At 44.9% G+C, this 17279-nt stretch carries 14 protein-coding genes; 4 read left to right on the top strand and 10 right to left on the bottom strand.

Annotated features, from left to right (window positions below):
• Positions 1-106: 106 nt before the first annotated feature.
• Positions 107-676, top strand: coding sequence for a hypothetical protein (locus NDI48_16425; protein MEP0832761.1), 570 nt, complete (start codon positions 107-109; stop codon positions 674-676).
• A gap of 380 nt (positions 677-1056) precedes the next feature.
• On the opposite strand, the gene NDI48_16420 is transcribed toward NDI48_16425, so the two are convergent.
• Positions 1057-1461, bottom strand: a complete 405-nt coding sequence (locus tag NDI48_16420) for a 4Fe-4S binding protein (protein ID MEP0832760.1) — start codon at positions 1459-1461, stop codon at positions 1057-1059.
• 51 nt (positions 1462-1512) lie between these two features.
• Here NDI48_16420 and NDI48_16415 point away from each other — a divergent pair, with 51 nt between their 5' ends.
• Positions 1513-2115, top strand: coding sequence for a thioredoxin family protein (locus NDI48_16415; protein MEP0832759.1), 603 nt, complete (start codon positions 1513-1515; stop codon positions 2113-2115).
• A 124-nt stretch (positions 2116-2239) separates the two neighbouring features.
• Here the strand turns inward: NDI48_16415 and NDI48_16410 are convergent, their stop codons facing one another.
• Together NDI48_16410 and dndD are read right to left on the bottom strand one after the other, a co-directional pair.
• Positions 2240-2734: a GAF domain-containing protein gene (locus tag NDI48_16410; GenBank protein ID MEP0832758.1), complete on the bottom strand. Its 495-nt coding sequence runs from the start codon at positions 2732-2734 to the stop codon at positions 2240-2242.
• A 235-nt stretch (positions 2735-2969) separates the two neighbouring features.
• Positions 2970-4955: a DNA sulfur modification protein DndD gene (dndD, locus tag NDI48_16405; GenBank protein ID MEP0832757.1), complete on the bottom strand. Its 1986-nt coding sequence runs from the start codon at positions 4953-4955 to the stop codon at positions 2970-2972.
• Between the two features lie 395 nt (positions 4956-5350).
• On the opposite strand from dndD, the gene tnpA reads away from it, so the two are divergent.
• Positions 5351-5794: an IS200/IS605 family transposase gene (gene tnpA / locus NDI48_16400; protein ID MEP0832756.1), complete on the top strand. Its 444-nt coding sequence runs from the start codon at positions 5351-5353 to the stop codon at positions 5792-5794.
• 207 nt (positions 5795-6001) lie between these two features.
• Here tnpA and dndC read toward each other — a convergent pair whose 3' ends face one another.
• Genes dndC through dndB form a run of 3 tightly spaced genes read right to left on the bottom strand, consistent with a single transcriptional unit; the run spans position 6002 to position 9785 of the window.
• Positions 6002-7618 (bottom strand): DNA phosphorothioation system sulfurtransferase DndC, encoded by a 1617-nt coding sequence (gene dndC, locus NDI48_16395; protein ID MEP0832755.1) that lies wholly within the window; start codon positions 7616-7618, stop codon positions 6002-6004.
• Positions 7615-8664: an HNH endonuclease gene (locus NDI48_16390; protein ID MEP0832754.1), complete on the bottom strand. Its 1050-nt coding sequence runs from the start codon at positions 8662-8664 to the stop codon at positions 7615-7617. The genes dndC and NDI48_16390 overlap by 4 nt, the downstream gene beginning before the upstream one ends.
• On the bottom strand, positions 8661-9785 hold the full coding sequence (gene dndB / locus NDI48_16385) for a DNA sulfur modification protein DndB (protein MEP0832753.1): 1125 nt from the start codon (positions 9783-9785) through the stop codon (positions 8661-8663). The genes NDI48_16390 and dndB overlap by 4 nt, the downstream gene beginning before the upstream one ends.
• A gap of 487 nt (positions 9786-10272) precedes the next feature.
• Between dndB and NDI48_16380 the strand changes: the two genes are divergently transcribed.
• Entirely contained in the window at positions 10273-11871 is a 1599-nt protein-coding gene (locus tag NDI48_16380; protein MEP0832752.1) for a DGQHR domain-containing protein, read from the top strand.
• Between the two features lie 92 nt (positions 11872-11963).
• On the opposite strand, the gene NDI48_16375 is transcribed toward NDI48_16380, so the two are convergent.
• From NDI48_16375 to NDI48_16360, 4 genes are all read right to left on the bottom strand, one after another.
• Entirely contained in the window at positions 11964-13133 is a 1170-nt protein-coding gene (locus NDI48_16375) for an Rpn family recombination-promoting nuclease/putative transposase (GenBank protein MEP0832751.1), read from the bottom strand.
• A gap of 84 nt (positions 13134-13217) precedes the next feature.
• Positions 13218-13466: a winged helix-turn-helix domain-containing protein gene (locus tag NDI48_16370; GenBank protein MEP0832750.1), complete on the bottom strand. Its 249-nt coding sequence runs from the start codon at positions 13464-13466 to the stop codon at positions 13218-13220.
• Between the two features lie 104 nt (positions 13467-13570).
• On the bottom strand, positions 13571-15484 hold the full coding sequence (locus NDI48_16365) for a GAF domain-containing protein (protein ID MEP0832749.1): 1914 nt from the start codon (positions 15482-15484) through the stop codon (positions 13571-13573).
• Between the two features lie 205 nt (positions 15485-15689).
• The gene (locus tag NDI48_16360; GenBank protein ID MEP0832748.1) at positions 15690-17072 is read right to left on the bottom strand and encodes an MFS transporter; all 1383 of its coding nucleotides are present in this window, start codon (positions 17070-17072) and stop codon (positions 15690-15692) included.
• Positions 17073-17279: the final 207 nt, after the last annotated feature.

Below are 17279 nucleotides of genomic sequence, written 5' to 3'. Positions count from 1 at the left end.
GGTCAATTTCTGGAAAAATTGCTGAGCTTGGACTCATAATTCCACTATTGTGACCTTACAGAAGTTTGCGATACCCATAACCTGTCATTTTTAGATTAATCCTTCTATGCAAACCCCCCCAACTGACCGTTACAGCAAAAAAAACTCCAATCCATACAGCCCATCTGTCCCTATTTCAGTCTATCGAGAACTCGCGGCTGAGTTACAAGGCGCACGGGAGACGGTAGAATCCCTAAAATCTCAGAATCAGCAGTTAGTCCAGCAAAATCAACAACTGCGACAACAAGTCGAAAAAGTTGTTCAGTCTGCTCAGCATCTCCAGCAGATTGTGGCGTCTTTTGGCTCCGTGAATGAGGTAGAGATTCCTCGACCTCAGCCCCCGAAGCCACCCGAACCCCGCCCCGTTGCACCGCCTCCGCCGCCTCCTAGGGCGACCACTATCCAAGAGGAATTTGCACCCCCTCCTCAGGCTCCTGAACCGATTCCCTCCCCTTACCGAGAGACGGTGGTGATTGAACAAGAGGAGCGTCCTCGCCGCACTCAGCATTCCGAGGGGTTCCCTGATGTCAGTGGTTGGATGTTACTGGTCGCTATCTTACTGATTGTATTAACAGCCTTTGGCACAGGCTTTTTAATCGTGCGACCACTGTTAAATAACAACAATAACAATCGTTAAGCTTTCGTGCCGATGAATGGATGATGAGCTGCTTTTTGTGGCAGGTTTAGTCGTTGAAGCAGAACCTCGATCACTGTTTTAGCTGCAAAACACGCTCACTTACATGTTCTGACACTGGGTCAGCGGCTCGATACAAGCATCTACCCGATCAACAGCAATCGCCAGGCCACGAAAGCCTGCAATAGGCGTATAGCTTTGTAGTCAGAATAGCCGTTTTCAAAGGTAGAGTAATCATCCCTAATAGAGATTTTTGGGATTTGAAATTTTCCGGCTTTTCCAGGAATGCCATACAGTTGTTTGTAGAGGCTTTGCCTAAGTCCTATGAACCGATCTGTCCCGGCTTAAGCGGGTAGCCATACTCCTAATCTGAAGTTCAAAATTTAAAGATTAGTAGAAATGGCTTGAACCGGACAGGTAGGAATACACTGTTCGCAGACAATGCAACGCGATCGCGTAAAGTTGAGTTTGAATGTCACTGGGTCAAGTGTCAGCGCTTGGGTGGGACAAACACCTGTACATAAGCCACAATCGACACAACTGTCTTCATCAATCAAAATTTCGCGTCCTATTAGGGACACATTGATGTCTTGCGATCGCATCCACTCAATCGCAGCATCTAACTCATCAATATCCCCCAATAATTCCACGACTAACGTCCCGATTTGATTCGGCGCTACTTGGGCACGGATGATATTTGCCGCTACATTAAAATCCTTTGCCAGTCGGTAAGTCACTGGCATGTGAACGGTGCGTTTAGGAAAGGTTAGCGTTACCCGTTTTTTCATCGTCTTGTTAAAGTGTGTGTGAAATGTAACAGTTTATAAGCTCAGTTAAGCATGGCTACGAATACACCTGATTCTGCACCAACCTCCCCTCAGATGGCTGAAACCACTGTTGGTCAACGCCTGAGAAATTTTTTGATCACGCTGGTTGCCTTTGCCCTCGGTATTGCCCTATTTTTAGGAACGCAAACCCAAACGGGTGCGACTTCCCTGGATGTCCAAGCAGAGGCATCTACCCCCTTAGAAGTGGCACTGAGCAATGGCAAGCCAACCGTCATGGAGTTCTATGCTAACTGGTGTACCAGTTGTCAGGCGATGGCGAACGATTTGGGGGAACTCAAAGATAAATATGGGGATGGCGTTAATTTTGTGATGTTGAATGTAGATAACAGCAAATGGTTACCAGAAATCCTCAATTATCGGGTGGATGGTATTCCTCATTTTGTGTTTTTTGGGGAAGATGGAAAAGCGATCGCTCAAGCTATTGGGGAACAACCTCGGAGCATCATGGATGCTAATTTAGAGGCTTTAGTGGCCGCTCTTCCTCTACCTTATACTCAAGCTAACGGACAGGTTTCTGCTTTTGACGCCCCCGTCTCTACAACCAAAACCAGTCAAGATGACCCTCGGACTCACGGTGCTCAAGTGCAACCGTAAATTTGGCTTATTCAAGGTGCGTTACGGCGCAGAAAGTTGCACAATTGAGAGAAATTGCTGAACACTATGCGCCTCACGCACCCTATTGGTCATTAATTTTTACTTGATCAATGACCTGTTAGTATTAGCTCTGTTGAATTGCAGAAGTCATGGCTAATGTTTTTGCGGCTTTTTGCATCACCTCAATATCCGATAGTAACCAAGAGTGAATATCTTGGCAGTGATGAGCAATGAGCAGTCCCCATAGCTTTTCGCCCTGCAAAACAGGTACGGCTAAATTAGCACGAATCTGCATTGTTCGGAGGAAATCGCGGTGGCAAGGATGGATGGGTTCTGTTTCAATATCTGCGATCGCTCTTACCCGTCCTTCTCGGTACATTTGGGCATATTCGTCATTAAAGCACTCGTCGGGGCCGCTGGAGCCGAGGATCGAAAACTGTTCAGAACTTAAAGACTCAATAGTCACTCGTCCTTCCCACTCATCATAAAAGTAATACAAGACTACACGATCAACGTTAAGAACCTCCCTTAAATTGTTTACGGTTGTTTGCACTAAGAAATCTCTGGCGAGAGTGCCGGCAATGCGATCGATTACTCTTTGTAAACCCCGTTCGGACATACGATGGAAATAAGATTTGATAGAGTTTCTAGGATAATTGGTAATCCTGTTAAAGTGAAACTCTATGACTCCTAAAATCTGCCCAGCCAACACAAGCTTTGGTGTGAGCAATTTTAAATCCCAAATCGAATAGGTTACCTCTTACCAACAATAACCAGGCTCAACAATTGTTTGGCGCTTTGGGGCGATCGACTCAGTGATAAAAAGGGATTTTGATTCGCTTCCTTTAATCTACTTACCAAAAGTAACCCAACTGGGCGCTGGTTTGGCGCTTGGTGGGGTCGTATTTCAAGAGATACTCCCGTGCGATCGCGTCTGCTTCTCTCAGGCGTTCGACTTCGGTTTTGCCGATTTCGGTGTCGGTGGACAGGAGAATCACCTGATGGGAGGCGGCGGGAAAGTAGCGATCAATCAGGTTGGTGCGGTGGGAGGAGTCGAGGCGTCCGAGGGGTGTGTCGATCGCGATCGGGAGGTGGCGTCCGGAGACGCGGGCGAGTCCCCAGAGAAATGCGATCGCAAGTAGCTGCTTTTCCCCTGCTGAAAGGCGATGTTTGGGAACGAGTTGTCCAGAGAGGTCGTACAGGGAAAGGCTAAAGCTACTCGTATCAATGGCAACCCGATGTACTAAGTCAGATTTGTGCAGGAGATAGCGGAAACACTCTGTTACTTCTATTTCTAATTTATTCAGTTTTTTGAGGGTTAATCGCTCTTTAAAGAGTTTGAGTGTAGCTTGGACCTTGGCGGCAGAGGTGATAATATGTTGATTATTTCTCAGTTTGATATTGTCCTCTGCATAGGCTTCTAAGTCTTGTTTAGTTTTTGCGATCGCACGTTTTAATTCCTCACAGCGGCGATTTACGCTTTCATGGGCGGCTTTGGCTTTTGCGACTTCGTTTTGTGCCTCTTTAACGGCATTTTTCAACTGTTCGTAAGCTTCGGGCGATGCAGCAGTAGCAATTTGTCGGTCTAAGAAATCAATTTCGGTTTCGAGTTCTTTGAGATTTTCCTGTTTTTTAGTGGCTTTATATTGGCTGTATTTTAGGTCATGTTTAATGAGATTCTCTAGTTGAGTTAAAGCCTCGCTATCAGCTAGTAACCAGGGTTCTTTGTTCGCGGCAATTTCTTGTTCGAGTTCTTGATTTTCTCCCTCTAGGAATGTTTTAATTCTTTCTAGGTGTTTGGCATTTAATTTTAATTGGGTAATATAATCCAATAGGCGTTGAGCGCGCTCTTTTAAGACATCCTGTGCCATCTGCCGCTGAGTAATACGGCTTTCTGTTTCGGCTTGGGATTGAGCTTGAGTAAGCAGGGGTGAAATTAGGGTTAATGGTAAGGCACCCGCCGCTAATTCTCTCATTGCCTGACGGGTGTCGTCTGCCTCTGCGGTTAGGTCTTTGTATTGGCTTTGGAGTAGGTTGCGATCGCTAGCAATTTTACCGCCTTCATAGATGAACTTTTCTTGGGCTAAGTGCTGTTTTTCTTCTGCTCGTTGTAATTCGGCATTAAGACCAGATAATTCTTGCGTTTCAGCTTCTAATTCGTCTTTTTGTTGATGCAGTTTTTGTTCAATTTCTTCTAAAGTTGCGATGTCTTTGGCGCTGGCGATTTCCCTGCGCTTGCGGCTGACTAGAATATCTAAGTCTGTTGATAGGCGTTCTGCTAGTTCTAAGCCTAATAGGGATTGAATGGCTCCAACGACAATGGGGGGTGGTGTTTCGAGTTCGGCAAGTTCTTTGACTTGTTCACCGTCGAAGAGAAATAGGTTGGAAATCCCTAACGGGAGTAAGTTTTCAATATACTCGTCCCAGGTATTCGCTAGGGCTTTATCAGGCCATTCTTCATCAATGAGGACACCTAATGTGTCTTTGCCATCTTTGGGGTCTGCTGTCCAATATCTGACCACTCTTAAGGTAGTAGGTCTATCGTCTTGGATGACTTCAAAGGCTAATTCAATTCGGGCTTTTTCTGTGGGTGGCGTATTGCGGTTGACAGACTGAGTAAGGAAGTCGGGATAGCTTAAATTGCCGCGTGTGGAACATTGGGCGCGAGAACCATAGAGAGCGAGGCGAATGGCATCCATAAGCGTTGTTTTACCGCCGCCATTCATGCCGCCAAACAGGATAATTGGGCGAGTGGCGTCATCAATTTCTGGACGGAGATTGATAACTTGTTTGCCAAGGTATGGGCCAAAATTTTGCAGGACGAGTTCAAGAAATATCACTTTAAATAAGAGGCAGTTTATTTAGAGAAAATCTAGTTATGCCATTATATTATATGGTACTGATGAAATAGCTTTTTAATCTAAAATTTTATGGTTATAAATATGGATAAATATAGACAGCAAAATCTAAGGGCTGGGGAGTATAGCTGCGTTGTTAAACGCCAGAGAATTAATTCCCTGGCTCATAGGGAAAGTCCTCTTCAGAGGACTAAATGTTTAGTGGCGTGGATTTTAGTCCACTTAAGTGGACTTTATCTATTAGCCGTGGAATTAATTCCACGGTGGGGGTCGCTATCTACAGAGAAGGTTGCAAGATACAAAGTACCAGTTTAAAGGCTGTGAGTGTCAAATTGATAAATGGTGTAAATTTAGGGAAAACCCCAACAATAACCTAAATGGCTCTTTGGCGACTTTACTATCATCTTGTCTGGGCGACGAAAGAGCGTCAGCCTCTGATTAATTCTGATAGAGAGGATGAGCTTTACCGTTATATTATTGCTAAAGCTGATGATATTCGTTGTATTGTTCATGCGATTGGTGGTGTTGAAGATCATATTCATTTGGTAGTTTCTATTCCCCCAAAGCTAGCAATAGCTGATTTTACCAAAAAGATTAAAGGAAGCAGCGCTCATCATCTAAATCAGGCTTTGTCAGCTTCTTTAAATAAATTTGGTTGGCAGGAGGGATATGGTGTATTTTCGCTGGGAGGCAAGCAACTGGAGCAAGCGGTTGATTCTGTGAAGAATCAGAAAGCACATCATTTAAATGGAACTGCGATCGCGTCTTTGGAACAGGCGACGAATCAAGATGATTCTCCAAAACGTTGGCACCCTAGCTGAAGGATTTATTGATTGAGCTTTTGTCCCTAACGCTCTCAACCGCCGGGGAATTAATTCCCCGGCTCATAGATTAAGTCCATTAAAATGGACTGAAACTCTTTTCTTGCTACCATTTAGTCCTCTTTAGAGGACTTTATCTATTAGCCAGGGATTTAAATCCCTGGTGGGTTAGTGGGGTAGTGCAAGATGTAAGCTTACTCAATAAGGCTAATCGTCCGAATTTTCCTCATCTGAGTTTTTGCTTGAGAATTTCAAGCTTGCCCAATTTAAATTAAGCTGCTTTGCTTCGTCGCGATCGCTTTGCTCGAACAGTTGTCTAACCTCGTGAATTTCAGCCGTATCATCTTTTAGAGCTTTGACGGTATTTTTCAAATTTCTTTGATAGTGGGCATTCTCAATTGCTTCATCCTTAGAACGAGAACTGCTGGCAAAGCATTTCTCCAGGCTGTCGTAGACACCGCGCCGGGATTTTGCGTGATACTGGTTTTCTGTGTCTAGCAGTCTCGCCATGAGTTCTAGGTGCATTTCATCCTCACAGATTTCATTTAACACTGTCCACTCGTCACTGCCGAGTAGTCTCCGTTCTGCACTGGGACGAGTGTCTTGGAAGGGTTCGCCTGTGACTTCTTCGTAAATGCGGGGTAAGCTGTCGTCGAACTCGTGCTTTTCTTCTAACCAGATGCGGCGAATTTCACTCAGTTCTTCATGGGTAATGAGGGTGATATCGCGCATTTCTGGGGGTGCGGTGCGGCGAACTTGGGTTTGTGCTTCTAAGACTCGCCTTAACCAATGTTCCCGCCAGTATTTAGTATAGGGGCCGGGAACTGGTTCAACTGACATTTCACCGTCAACATTGCGCTCAAAAAGTTCGACTTTACCATAGATGCGGCGGAAGTCTCTCTTAGGGCGATCGTCCTCAACATCTAATTCATTGCGGATATCGAGTAAAGGCTGCATCCATTCCTTCTCGTCATCATTTTGGATCATCGCCTCCATCGATTTATCCTTATCAACCATCGTGCAAACCCAACAACCAAAACGAGAACTGCCACAGCTAGGGGTAGAAGTATCTACCACTAAGGGGCATTCATTATCTGCTGTCGCACCTCGATACATGGTGAATAAGTCTTTGTTACTGTTTCCCCAAGGGTTTTTCCACTGATTCAAGTAAATCCAGACTTCATCAGTACGCCAGTCTTCAATAGGAACGTAAATCAGGGAGCAAGGTCGGCTAGGGTTAGGGTTCAGGCGATCTCGCACTCGCCCCTGTCTATGTTTAGCCATTGTTGCAGCCCGTTTAATGCTTTCATCCTTCCGAGTACCCAAGGCAAGAATCACTTCACCTTTAGTTCTGATTACTTCACGAATGAAAGAGTCAGCAGGCTTAATTTTTAGGCGTTCAGTACACCACCTGAAACGATTTCTAGGTGCTGGATAGCCTTTGCCCATTAAGCAAACCCAGAATGTGTCTTTGACTGCGGGAGAGAGTAGATGGGGTTCTATGGGTAGTCCTTGATCTTGGGCAGCAGCTTTCATCCGCTCTAGAGATTTGCGTACCCAAGCAGAGACAATCGGATTTTCTACCAGCGTGTCTGTCGTGATAACGTAAATTTTTTTAGTTCGTTTCTCTGGTGGCAGGGCTGCGATCGCATTCCATACAAGTTGTAGAACACAGGTACTATCTTTTCCGCCACTCCAGCCAATAACGATTGGTGTTTCGTCTTGACTATATAACTCTTGGATTTCTTCAGTTAGCTTTTGTATATCTTCTACTAACTCGGCAACAGTGCGTGGTGGAAATAGTGATGTCTGCATTTCTGTCATGTTTGAAACCCCCATTTTTTACGGTGCCATTCGAGTGAGTTGTCGCTTGGATAATATTGATCGGGAGCGTATTTTATTGAATCTGGCAAGAGAATCTTTTCACCGTTAAACTCTTGCATTTCTCGCGTATGGGGCGATTCTTCCTGCAAGTCGTTAGCAACAATAATTTTGTAATTATTGGTTATGCTAAACCAGCCTTTGTCAAAAGCCCAATGATGATTTTTACAGAGGGATATTCCATTATTTATTTGATTATTAAATGATATTGCAAATGGTTCAATATGTGCGCCATCTACAATATTTTGCTTCAGAGAATTGGTCACTTTCAATCTACAGAAAGCACATTTGTAATCATAAATTCCTACAACTGCTTTACCAAAAACTGCCTCTCTAGCTGCTGCTTTACTGAAATAAAATTTTTGCACTTTTTCACTGCGTCCAACGTTACTTAATTTTTTTATTTCCTTCTGTATAGAATCATGAAAAGATTGATTGGCTTTCAAAAGATTTTCTATTTTATCTTCACTTGAAGAAAACCATCTTGTTACAAGCGTATCAACTAATTCCTCTCTTGACTTTTCATCTTTTATTAAATTAAACAAATCCTCCTCTATAAAGGCGTGGTTCACATATTTTTTGAGTTGCGTAATTGATTTTCTTATGTCGTCATTGGTTTTTTTCTTATTTATTTTGACACTACGATGGTATTCAGGTTTGTAGTCAAGATGCCAAAATTGATGCTCTTCATTTTGCAAATGAAAAAATGGCAGAGATAAACTACTTTTTGATTTTTTAGCACCCTTAATATTTTGATCAACAATTAAGATAGCTCTATACTTGTTGAATGTAGTTCTTAATTCCTCTGTGATAGGAATATAATTATTATCTTCTATTACACCTTGTGCAATTAGATCAATTACAGATAAGAGCAGTATCGGTTGGTAGAGAGCCTCTCCCTCTTCAGTTCTATTTACATTAAGCTCCCAAAAACGCTGACGGTAGTATGCTAAATCTTGCTGGTTTTCTGGCTGTTGTCCTGTACTCATGTCTCCCTTCCTGCTTCAACAAGGGTATTTTCCAAGCGTTCCTCTTCCAGGGTAAGCGGCAAACCCAGATACCTCTTAATGTAAGCCGTCATCCGACTCACACTCGTTTGAGACTGAGAAATCCCACCTTTAGACATAATTCGCCCTTGCCAATCCGGATTAGAACGCGACCAATCAATTCCTGCCAGTCCTCCCAAATACTCATCCCAACCTTCTGGATAAATCGAGATGAGACTCGCACCCACCCTGCCTAATCCTAAAAGCGCGATCGCATGACAATGCACATAATCCCGGCGCATCTCGCTTGCAGCTATTTTTTTCTGTAAAACCATATCCCAATCAGGGATATAGCGCGTCACCGCATTCCAGTATCCAGCAGCAAGTTCAATCTGCTCATTCACTTCAGCATTCTGACCATTAGCAAGCAGGGCAAGGGTAGCATTATAGATGCTGCTGAGCGTAAATAACTTACCCGAACGGCTTGGCAGAGTACTGCGTTCCATATCCGTCAGCGTCCGAAACACCGGAACCTCCTTAATCACCGCCCTAACTAAACTCGCCTTCTCGTCCCGGTGGTCATAAAGAATTGTCAGCGATGGATCGAGAGGAACTGAATTGCGGTTTAAATCCAGACACATCTGTTGCGATCGCTTTAACCCAATATCCAAAAACAGAATAAGTGCGATAGCGAAGCGCTGCTGCGAAGCGCAGATCGTCTCATACCCCAATTCTGGCTTCTCTTGCAACGCCAACTCAAACGCCGCCCGTCGGTGTTCCCCATCATGAATCGCAAATCGTGCATCCATCGGCACCCTCAACCGTCCAATTTTCCGCGCCTCCGCCTCCGTACCAATCGGCTCAAAAGTAATATCCGCATCAATCGATGCCGTAATTGCCGAGAAAGTATAGTTCCTTGGATTGTTCAGAATATATCGCGCAATTTCCGGAACGCGAGTCTTGTTCGACGTGCGCCGCGCCCTCATTTCCGGCAGCACTTCTTCGTCATTGCCAGCGAACAGCTTCGGGATATACCGCGCTGGACACATAGAGACGTAATATTCGCGCCCTGCTTGAATCCCTCGGATGACGGGCAAAACGTACTCGAAGGAGGGGATAGGCATAAATACCCTGCCTTGTTAGTTTTTTGTAGATGTGATACCAATTTCATAAATGTTTGCTACAGATGCGCCTCTGGCTCCCCCCTTAATAAGGGGGGTTGGGGGGGTCGATGTGTAGCGCTATTTTAGGAAATTGATGTGAGCTGGGAGCATCTGGGCTTCGCTGTTACCCCGCCGGGGAATTAATTCCCCGTCTAATAGCCAAAGTCGGTTAAAACCGACTAAATTTCCAGGTTTTTAGTCCACTTTAGTGGACTTTCCCTATTAGCCAGGGATTTAAATCCCTGGCGGGGCAAATGCGTGGCGACTATTGCGGGGTATAGATAAAGCCCTGCAATAGCTTGACACGACAGATTCTTTATGATAAAGAACCACAAGATGCAACCCTGTAACTTAAATATGATACATCAACTGTTTTTAAAAACCATACTTGACATCAAAATACCTGATTGGTAGTTTTTTAAAACCAGCTAAACTTCCTATAAAACCCATGAACAGCGCCAACAACCCAACGGCTGACATCGCCAGCCAAATTCTGGAACGAGAAAACCAGGAGAGACAGGCGCTGGCACTCCTGCTGGACAGACATCTCGCCCGCAACGACCAACTCATCGTTCAGAAAACCCAAATGGGTGCAACCGAAGCCTTTATCGGTGCCGTCACCTTAGAATGGCTTGACAGTCGCGTTCGCTTCGCCTCTCAACTGCCCCTTTTCCGGCAAAAATTCGACCCCCAAACCGACAACGTTGTCAGAGATGAAGAAACCATCGATGAAATTCTCCAACGACCCTTAGATTGGTCACGTCAAGCATCTCTCACCCAGTATTTAGCCGCACGGAAAGCGCATAAGTTTCCCGCCGTCTTAGTCGTTCACAGTCCCGCCTGGGTAGATAACCCCAAAGCGCCTGAATGGGATAAAAATGGACGCGCACTCAAATCTGCTGCCGATTTCACGCCCTTGGACAAAAACGAAACCGTTGGACTTTTGGATGTTTCAGAGAACGTCTCAATCTTCGCCCTAGACGGTCAGCACCGACTGATGGGAGTCCAAGGTTTGATGACATTGCTCAAAACAGGTAGACTCCAGCGCTACAACAAATATAAAAAGCCTGTAGGCAGCATCATTACCAGTGACGACCTCATCGAGGAATATCAATTAGACCCCGCTTACCTGCAAAGTTTAGCCCACGAAAAGATTGGCATTGAATTCATTCCAGTAGTTGGCAAAGGGGAAACCCGTGAAGAAGCACTGCGGCGAGTCCGTTCCATCTTTGTCCATGTCAACCTCATGGCGTTACGGTTAAGCAAAGGACAGCTTGCCCTACTCAATGAGAATGATGGATTTTCCATCGTTGCCCGAAAAATTGCCGTCAGCCATCCTCTCTTAAAAGAAGTGGCAGGTCGAAATCCTCGCGTCAATTGGGATAGTGCCACCGTTGCAACTAAGTCAACCGTCTTGACTACCCTGCAAGCGCTCGATGAAATGTCTGAACGGTATTTGGAACACAAATTCCCTCACTGGAAACCTGCCGAAAAGAAAGGTTTAATTCCCATGCGCCCTGAGGATGAGGAACTTGAAGAGGGAATCGAAGCATTTACCCAACTCTTCAACCATTTAGCCACTCTACCCAGCTATCAAAGACTAGAAGCCGGGGAAGAAACGCCTCAACTGCGTCGGTTCAGCTTTGAAAAGAATGGAGGTGAAGGCAATATTTTATTCCGTCCAGTGGGTCAAGTTGCCTTTGCTCAGGCACTGGGAATTGTAATATTCCAAAAGGGATTATCTCTCAAAGAAGTTTTCAAAAAACTCCAAAAGTACGATGTGGACGATGGATTTAGTGGCATGGAAAATCCGCAGTCTCTCTGGTACGGCGTTTTGTATGACCCGAATAAAAAACGGGTATTAGTTTCCGGTAGGGATTTAGCAGCGAGGTTGTTAGTCTACATCATCGCTGGTACTGAGGATGACATGGAGCGTGCGGAACTGCGCCGAGAGTTAGCTGAAGTAAGAACGATTGAAGGTAAAGCTGTGGGATTTAATGGCAAATTTGTTAATCCAAGGGATGTAGGACTTCCGCCAGTGTTGTAAAAATCTAGGTATGTTGCCCACACCCGCCAGGGATTTAAATCCCTGGCTCATAGCTAAAGTCCTCTAAAGAGGACTGTATCTGAGTACATCCCTCAAACTGATTGACCGCTAATCTCATTCAACCAATTTATCATCGCCTCTTCTTCTTCAAAATCAAACAACCTCTCTGCCAACTCTTCCACCCGTTCAATTGGTAAACGGCGAATCTGCTTTTCTACATCAAGAGAAACAGTTCCAAAACGGCGATTGATTTGGCTCAATACAATTTTTTCAACTCCCCGTCGCAGTCCCCTTTCATATAACCAACTCCTCAAAGCCGTTTCACTAGCTAACTTAAATAACGTCTCACCTAATAACTCGATTTCCACAATTGACAACCTGCGGATTTCCTCCTCTAGAGATTGGGGAATTCCTGGAAAACGCTCCTTGAGCTGGTACAAAACTAAAGCCGATTCTCTTGCTAATGCCTGCTGAAATCCTTGCTGAAATCCCTGTTGTAAGCCCTGCTGTAATCCCCGTTGAATTCCCTTCTCCATCCAACTGGTAACAATTTCCATCACTCGCGCCTCTTCCTCCTCAGATAACCCCATTTTATCTAGTTCAGCTTCAAAGGCGACTTCCTCAGCTTCATTCAACCGCAAGTAAGTATCAACAAACCCCGAAATTAACTGCATTCTTGCGGAGTCTAAACGTAACGTAGTCAGCAAGCGCAAACATTCTGCTTTCACCTTGGGTCTATCTTCTGGGTGAATTTTCATCTTCGCCATCAACGCCGCCGCTACAGGATTGGGTGAAGAGAGAAAATCTCGCCAATTCAGACGATTGAGCTGAATCGCTACATAACTAAAATCCAACACCTTCCGGTCAGGGAACTCAACTTGATAGCGATTAGGTTCCAGTCGTTGTGGAGTATCAAAAGAAAAAATAACTACTGGATAAATCGGCAAGCTATACTTCTCGTCTAAACGAGCAAAGTAATGAAACATCCGCCGCTCAAATCCAGCTTGGGAATAGGATTGATTTTCGACATGAATTAAAAAGCAAGTCTCTTGACCCCGAAACCGCACTTGTGCCAGTAAATCGACTTCCCGACGCTCTCCAGACGTAATATTCGTGAAGATTTCCTGATTTAAGAAAGAAATCGACTCTCTTTCCATATAATCAGCTACATCTGGCAAAAACAGCTCGATAAATTCACTAAAAAACGTCGATAGTAATTCCTTAAATAGTCGATCATGGTCAATCATTTCGCGATTTCCCATTAATTTATTTCACATTTTAGTAGCTTTATAGAGTCGTTACAGCTTCGCTTAACGCACCCTACTACATTAGAAATTGCAATTCAATCACTTATTCTTCAAGCCATACTTTCCATCGGGGAGTTTTTTAAAATATTTAGGCTCAATTGAATTTTTTCGATTCAACCCTTCGCATCGTCTCTCAATGGCTCCACGAACAATTCCTCTTGGCTCCTGAGCATTGAAACTATACAAGTTTTTATCGAGGATAGCCTGCGTAATATCAGAAATAGTCATTGGCTGCTTAGCGGCTTGCAATACCTCAATTACGGCTTGAGCAACTGTTCGTTTTTCCATAACATTTCCCACTATGTAGTAACTCAAAATTTATCAAACATATCTTGACATCTTTGGGTCGTTGTTCAGTCGAAAAAGTCAGAGCGCGTCCGGGTTTGGAGTTTCTACTGTGATAAAGGAATCTGGATCAAAAACTCGGTACCTTGCCCTAGTTCGCTCCAGCACTGTAGCTGACCTCCATGTTTTTTGACCACAATTTGATAGCTAATGGACAATCCCAGACCTGTACCGGCACCTACAGGTTTGGTAGTAAAGAAAGGGTCGAACAGTCGAGCTTGGATTTGCTCCGTCATCCCTGAACCGTTGTCTGCAATCCAAATGGCTACTTGCTGGTCTTTCAGTACCTCGGTGCGAATCCGAATATAAGGGTTTGTAGATGACAGATGAGAAGGTGGTAAATCATCTTCCGATATTGTAGGGGTCGCAAGATGAGGGCTGTCACATTCAACGTTCAAAGGGTCAATATTTAACTTTTCCAAGGCATCGTCAGCGAAGCGAGATGCGATCGCATCTATCGAATTACTGAGCAAATTCATAAACACTTGATTGAGCTGTCCGGCATAACACCCGACCTTGGGTAGGTTGCCATACTCTTTAATCACCTGAATTCCAGGATGCCTGCCCTGAGCTTTCAATCGGTTTTGCAGAATGGTCAGTGTACTATCCAGACCTTCGTGAATATCGACCGCTTTCATGTCGGCTTCAGCAAGACGAGAGAAGTTACGCAGTGAACCGACAATCTCACAAATTCGCTCGGCTCCAACCTTCATTGAAGAAAGTAGCTTCGGCAAATCTTCGATGAGGAACTCTAGGTCAATGGCTGCAATGTTTGACTGAATTTCTGGTGTAGGGGAAGGGTATTGCTGCTGATACAGCGTGAGTAAGTTCAGGATGTTTTGGGTGTAGTTTTCGGCATGAGCCAAATTGGCATAAATAAAGGTAACGGGGTTGTTGATTTCGTGCGCTACTCCAGCCACGAGTTGTCCCAAGCTGGACATTTTTTCCCGTTGTACCAGTTGCGCTTGTGCTCTCTGAAGTTCACTTAAGGCTTGCTCAAGCTGCTGAGCTTGTGTCAGAGCTGTCTGTGTCGCCCTGCGGCTTTGTTGGTAGAGTTCCGCTTGTTGAAGCGCGATCGCCAACTGGGTTGCTAGTGATTGGAGTAAATCAATTTCTAACGGCTGCCATTGACGTGGACTACTACAATGATGAGCAATCAGCAGTCCCCAGAGTGTGTCGCCTTGGAGAATGGGCACCACTAATTTGGCTTTCACCCCAAACTGTTGTACAAATTCAAGCAGACAGGGTAATACTATAGACGGCTCTACATCAGAAATAGCCAGAATTCGTCCTTGGCAGTAGGCTTTGTGGGACTCTAGAGGAAAGACTTCTTCCGGAAAGGTACGCCCCAAAACGGCGGGCCATCCAGGCACTACAGCCTCTGTCACGGCGCTTCCCGTTCCATTGGGCCAAAGGCGATAGATTAAAACGCGGTCAGTTTGGAGAAATTGGCGTACCTCTGTGACTGTGGTATTCAAAATTTCTTCCAGATTCAAGGATTGGCGAATGCGCCCTAGCGACGCCGTCATCAATCGCTCCTTCAGGGATTGCTGCCGCAGAGCCTCCTCCATGCGTTTGCGATCGCTGATATCGGTAATCAGGCCAATGTAGCCTGTGACAGATCCGGTGTGGTCTTCCTCGGCGACGGCCTGAGCCAAAACCCAGATCATTTTACCGTCGGGACGTTGCAGCCGATACTCGGATTGAAATGGCAAGTGTTCTTGTACTGCTCGGTACCATTCAGCAAAAACACGTTCCCGGTCGTCCGGATACAGGACTTGCAGCCAACCGTCTCCCTGAGCCTCTGCTACTGTGATTCCAGCCATCTCACACCAGAACTCATTCACCGATAAATAATGCCCAGTGGCATTGGTCTGAAATATGCCGACAGGTAATATCTTGGCTAAGGTACAGGAATGAGCTTTACACTCCTGTGTACTGGTCTCCATCGTATTAAACATTTTTGTATAAAACTTAATAAAAATCCAAAAATGAAAAACTGCTGCACCCGTTTTTTCCGTGAAATTTGATACTTTTCTATGTCTAAGATCTCACTTTTGATGATTAACCATCTTATTTGTTACTAAAATGCAACATTGACAATCTGTAACTCTGGTAAATGTTTACAATCAATAAAATTTTGTTGGATTGGTTTCTAACTATCTGTTAAGTCTTCACCACCGCGTCTTGTGAAACTTCAACTTCAGCTGTGTCTTCCTCACTTGACTCCTCTTGCACTCGCTGCATGAGTAAAGCGGCAACAATCAGGAAACCACCACCAATCACGATAGCGAGTAGCCGATCATTCTGGAGAATATTTTGCATCACCCAGCCGAAGCCAAGGGATGCAAAAATCTCCGGCAACACGATAAAAAAATTAAAGATTCCCATATAAATTCCAGTGCATTCCGGCGGTAAGGAACTCACTAAAATTGCATAAGGCATCGCTAAAACACTGGCCCAAACAATACCAACACCCAGCATTGAGAGGAGTAACAAATATTGGTTAGCGATGAGATCTGTCGAAGTATTTTGCGCGATCGCACCTAGTGACATCAAACCCATCGCGCCACACAGTAAGCAAAAGCTATGAGTTTGCTTCAGACTGGTGGCTCGTGCCAAACGAGGTAACACAAAGGAAAAAACGATGCAAACCGCATTGTAAGTTGCAATACAAATTCCCGCCCATTCAATACCTGTAAAATAAAGCGGCGAACCCTCGTCAATGGCACCGAAAATATTATGAGCTACGGCTGGGGGAAAATAAAGAAAAAAGCAGTATAAACCGAGCCAGGTAAAACACTGTACCCAGGCAAGCTGTCGCATCGTTCTTGGCATTTCTTGTACAGCGGTGCCAATTTCTCTGAAGGTATTGAGAATCCCACCTCGCTGTATTTGCTGCTCCTTGAAGGCGTTGATATCTTCTGGAGGATATTCAGGGGTCGTCACTACCGTCCAAATCACCGTTCCCAAGAAAAGCACTGCCCCAATATAAAAAGAAAGCTCTACCGTTAGGGGCATTTTTTGTTGGTTGCTCCCAATATTAGAGACACCAAAGACATGATGCAAAATCCAAGGAAATGCCGCTGCGGAGACAGAACCGATACCAATTAAAAGGCTTTGCATGGCAAACCCTTGGGTTCGCTGTTCGTCAGGAAGCAAATCGCCCACAAACGCTCGAAATGGCACCATACTGATATTGGCGGACGTGTCTAAAATCCAGAGCAATCCCGCCGCCATCCACAGTGCTGATGAATGAGGCATAAGGATCAAAGCAATAGAAGCAAGAATGGCACCTACTAGCAAGTAAGGTCGTCGCCTACCCAACGCGCCCCAAGTGCGATCGCTCATATTGCCGATAATCGGTTGTACAATTAAGCCTGTAAAAGGAGCTGCAATCCAGAGAATCGGAATTTCGTGAGCTTGGGCACCTAAATACTCGAAAATAGCACTCATATTGGCCATTTGCAGACCCCAGCCAAACTGAATGCCCAGAAATCCAAAGCTCATATTCCAGAGTTGTAAGACGTTAAAATGTTCTTTTTTCATCTCCATAAGCCCTTACGTTCTTGAGAGTGTAACTGACGCCAAGGTGACAAGGGATAAGTTGAGAGATGATCAAGAATCCATCCTGATAGCCCCCAATAAGGCTCAACCTTTAGACGCCTTAAATCTGTGCCAGCTTTCTTAACCTATCTTTGGCTTCTGTGTGTTATTCATAAAGGAATTCCAAACTCTACAGCCAAGCTATAAGAT

The sequence above is a fragment of the Microcoleus sp. AS-A8 genome (assembly GCA_039962225.1).
Taxonomy (GTDB): domain Bacteria; phylum Cyanobacteriota; class Cyanobacteriia; order Cyanobacteriales; family Coleofasciculaceae; genus Allocoleopsis.
This window is presented reverse-complemented; position numbering and strand designations above follow the sequence as displayed.

Coding starts and splice junctions, on each gene's coding strand:
- NDI48_16420 (MEP0832760.1), bottom strand. CDS start 1,461: ATGAAAAAACGGGTAACGCTAACCTTTCCTAAACGCACCGTTCACATG.
- dndB (MEP0832753.1), bottom strand. CDS start 9,785: ATGCCTATCCCCTCCTTCGAGTACGTTTTGCCCGTCATCCGAGGGATT.
- NDI48_16390 (MEP0832754.1), bottom strand. CDS start 8,664: ATGAGTACAGGACAACAGCCAGAAAACCAGCAAGATTTAGCATACTAC.
- NDI48_16380 (MEP0832752.1), top strand. CDS start 10,273: ATGAACAGCGCCAACAACCCAACGGCTGACATCGCCAGCCAAATTCTG.
- NDI48_16415 (MEP0832759.1), top strand. CDS start 1,513: ATGGCTACGAATACACCTGATTCTGCACCAACCTCCCCTCAGATGGCT.
- NDI48_16425 (MEP0832761.1), top strand. CDS start 107: ATGCAAACCCCCCCAACTGACCGTTACAGCAAAAAAAACTCCAATCCA.
- NDI48_16375 (MEP0832751.1), bottom strand. CDS start 13,133: ATGGGAAATCGCGAAATGATTGACCATGATCGACTATTTAAGGAATTA.
- NDI48_16370 (MEP0832750.1), bottom strand. CDS start 13,466: ATGGAAAAACGAACAGTTGCTCAAGCCGTAATTGAGGTATTGCAAGCC.
- NDI48_16360 (MEP0832748.1), bottom strand. CDS start 17,072: ATGAAAAAAGAACATTTTAACGTCTTACAACTCTGGAATATGAGCTTT.
- tnpA (MEP0832756.1), top strand. CDS start 5,351: ATGGCTCTTTGGCGACTTTACTATCATCTTGTCTGGGCGACGAAAGAG.
- NDI48_16365 (MEP0832749.1), bottom strand. CDS start 15,484: ATGTTTAATACGATGGAGACCAGTACACAGGAGTGTAAAGCTCATTCC.
- NDI48_16410 (MEP0832758.1), bottom strand. CDS start 2,734: ATGTCCGAACGGGGTTTACAAAGAGTAATCGATCGCATTGCCGGCACT.
- dndC (MEP0832755.1), bottom strand. CDS start 7,618: ATGACAGAAATGCAGACATCACTATTTCCACCACGCACTGTTGCCGAG.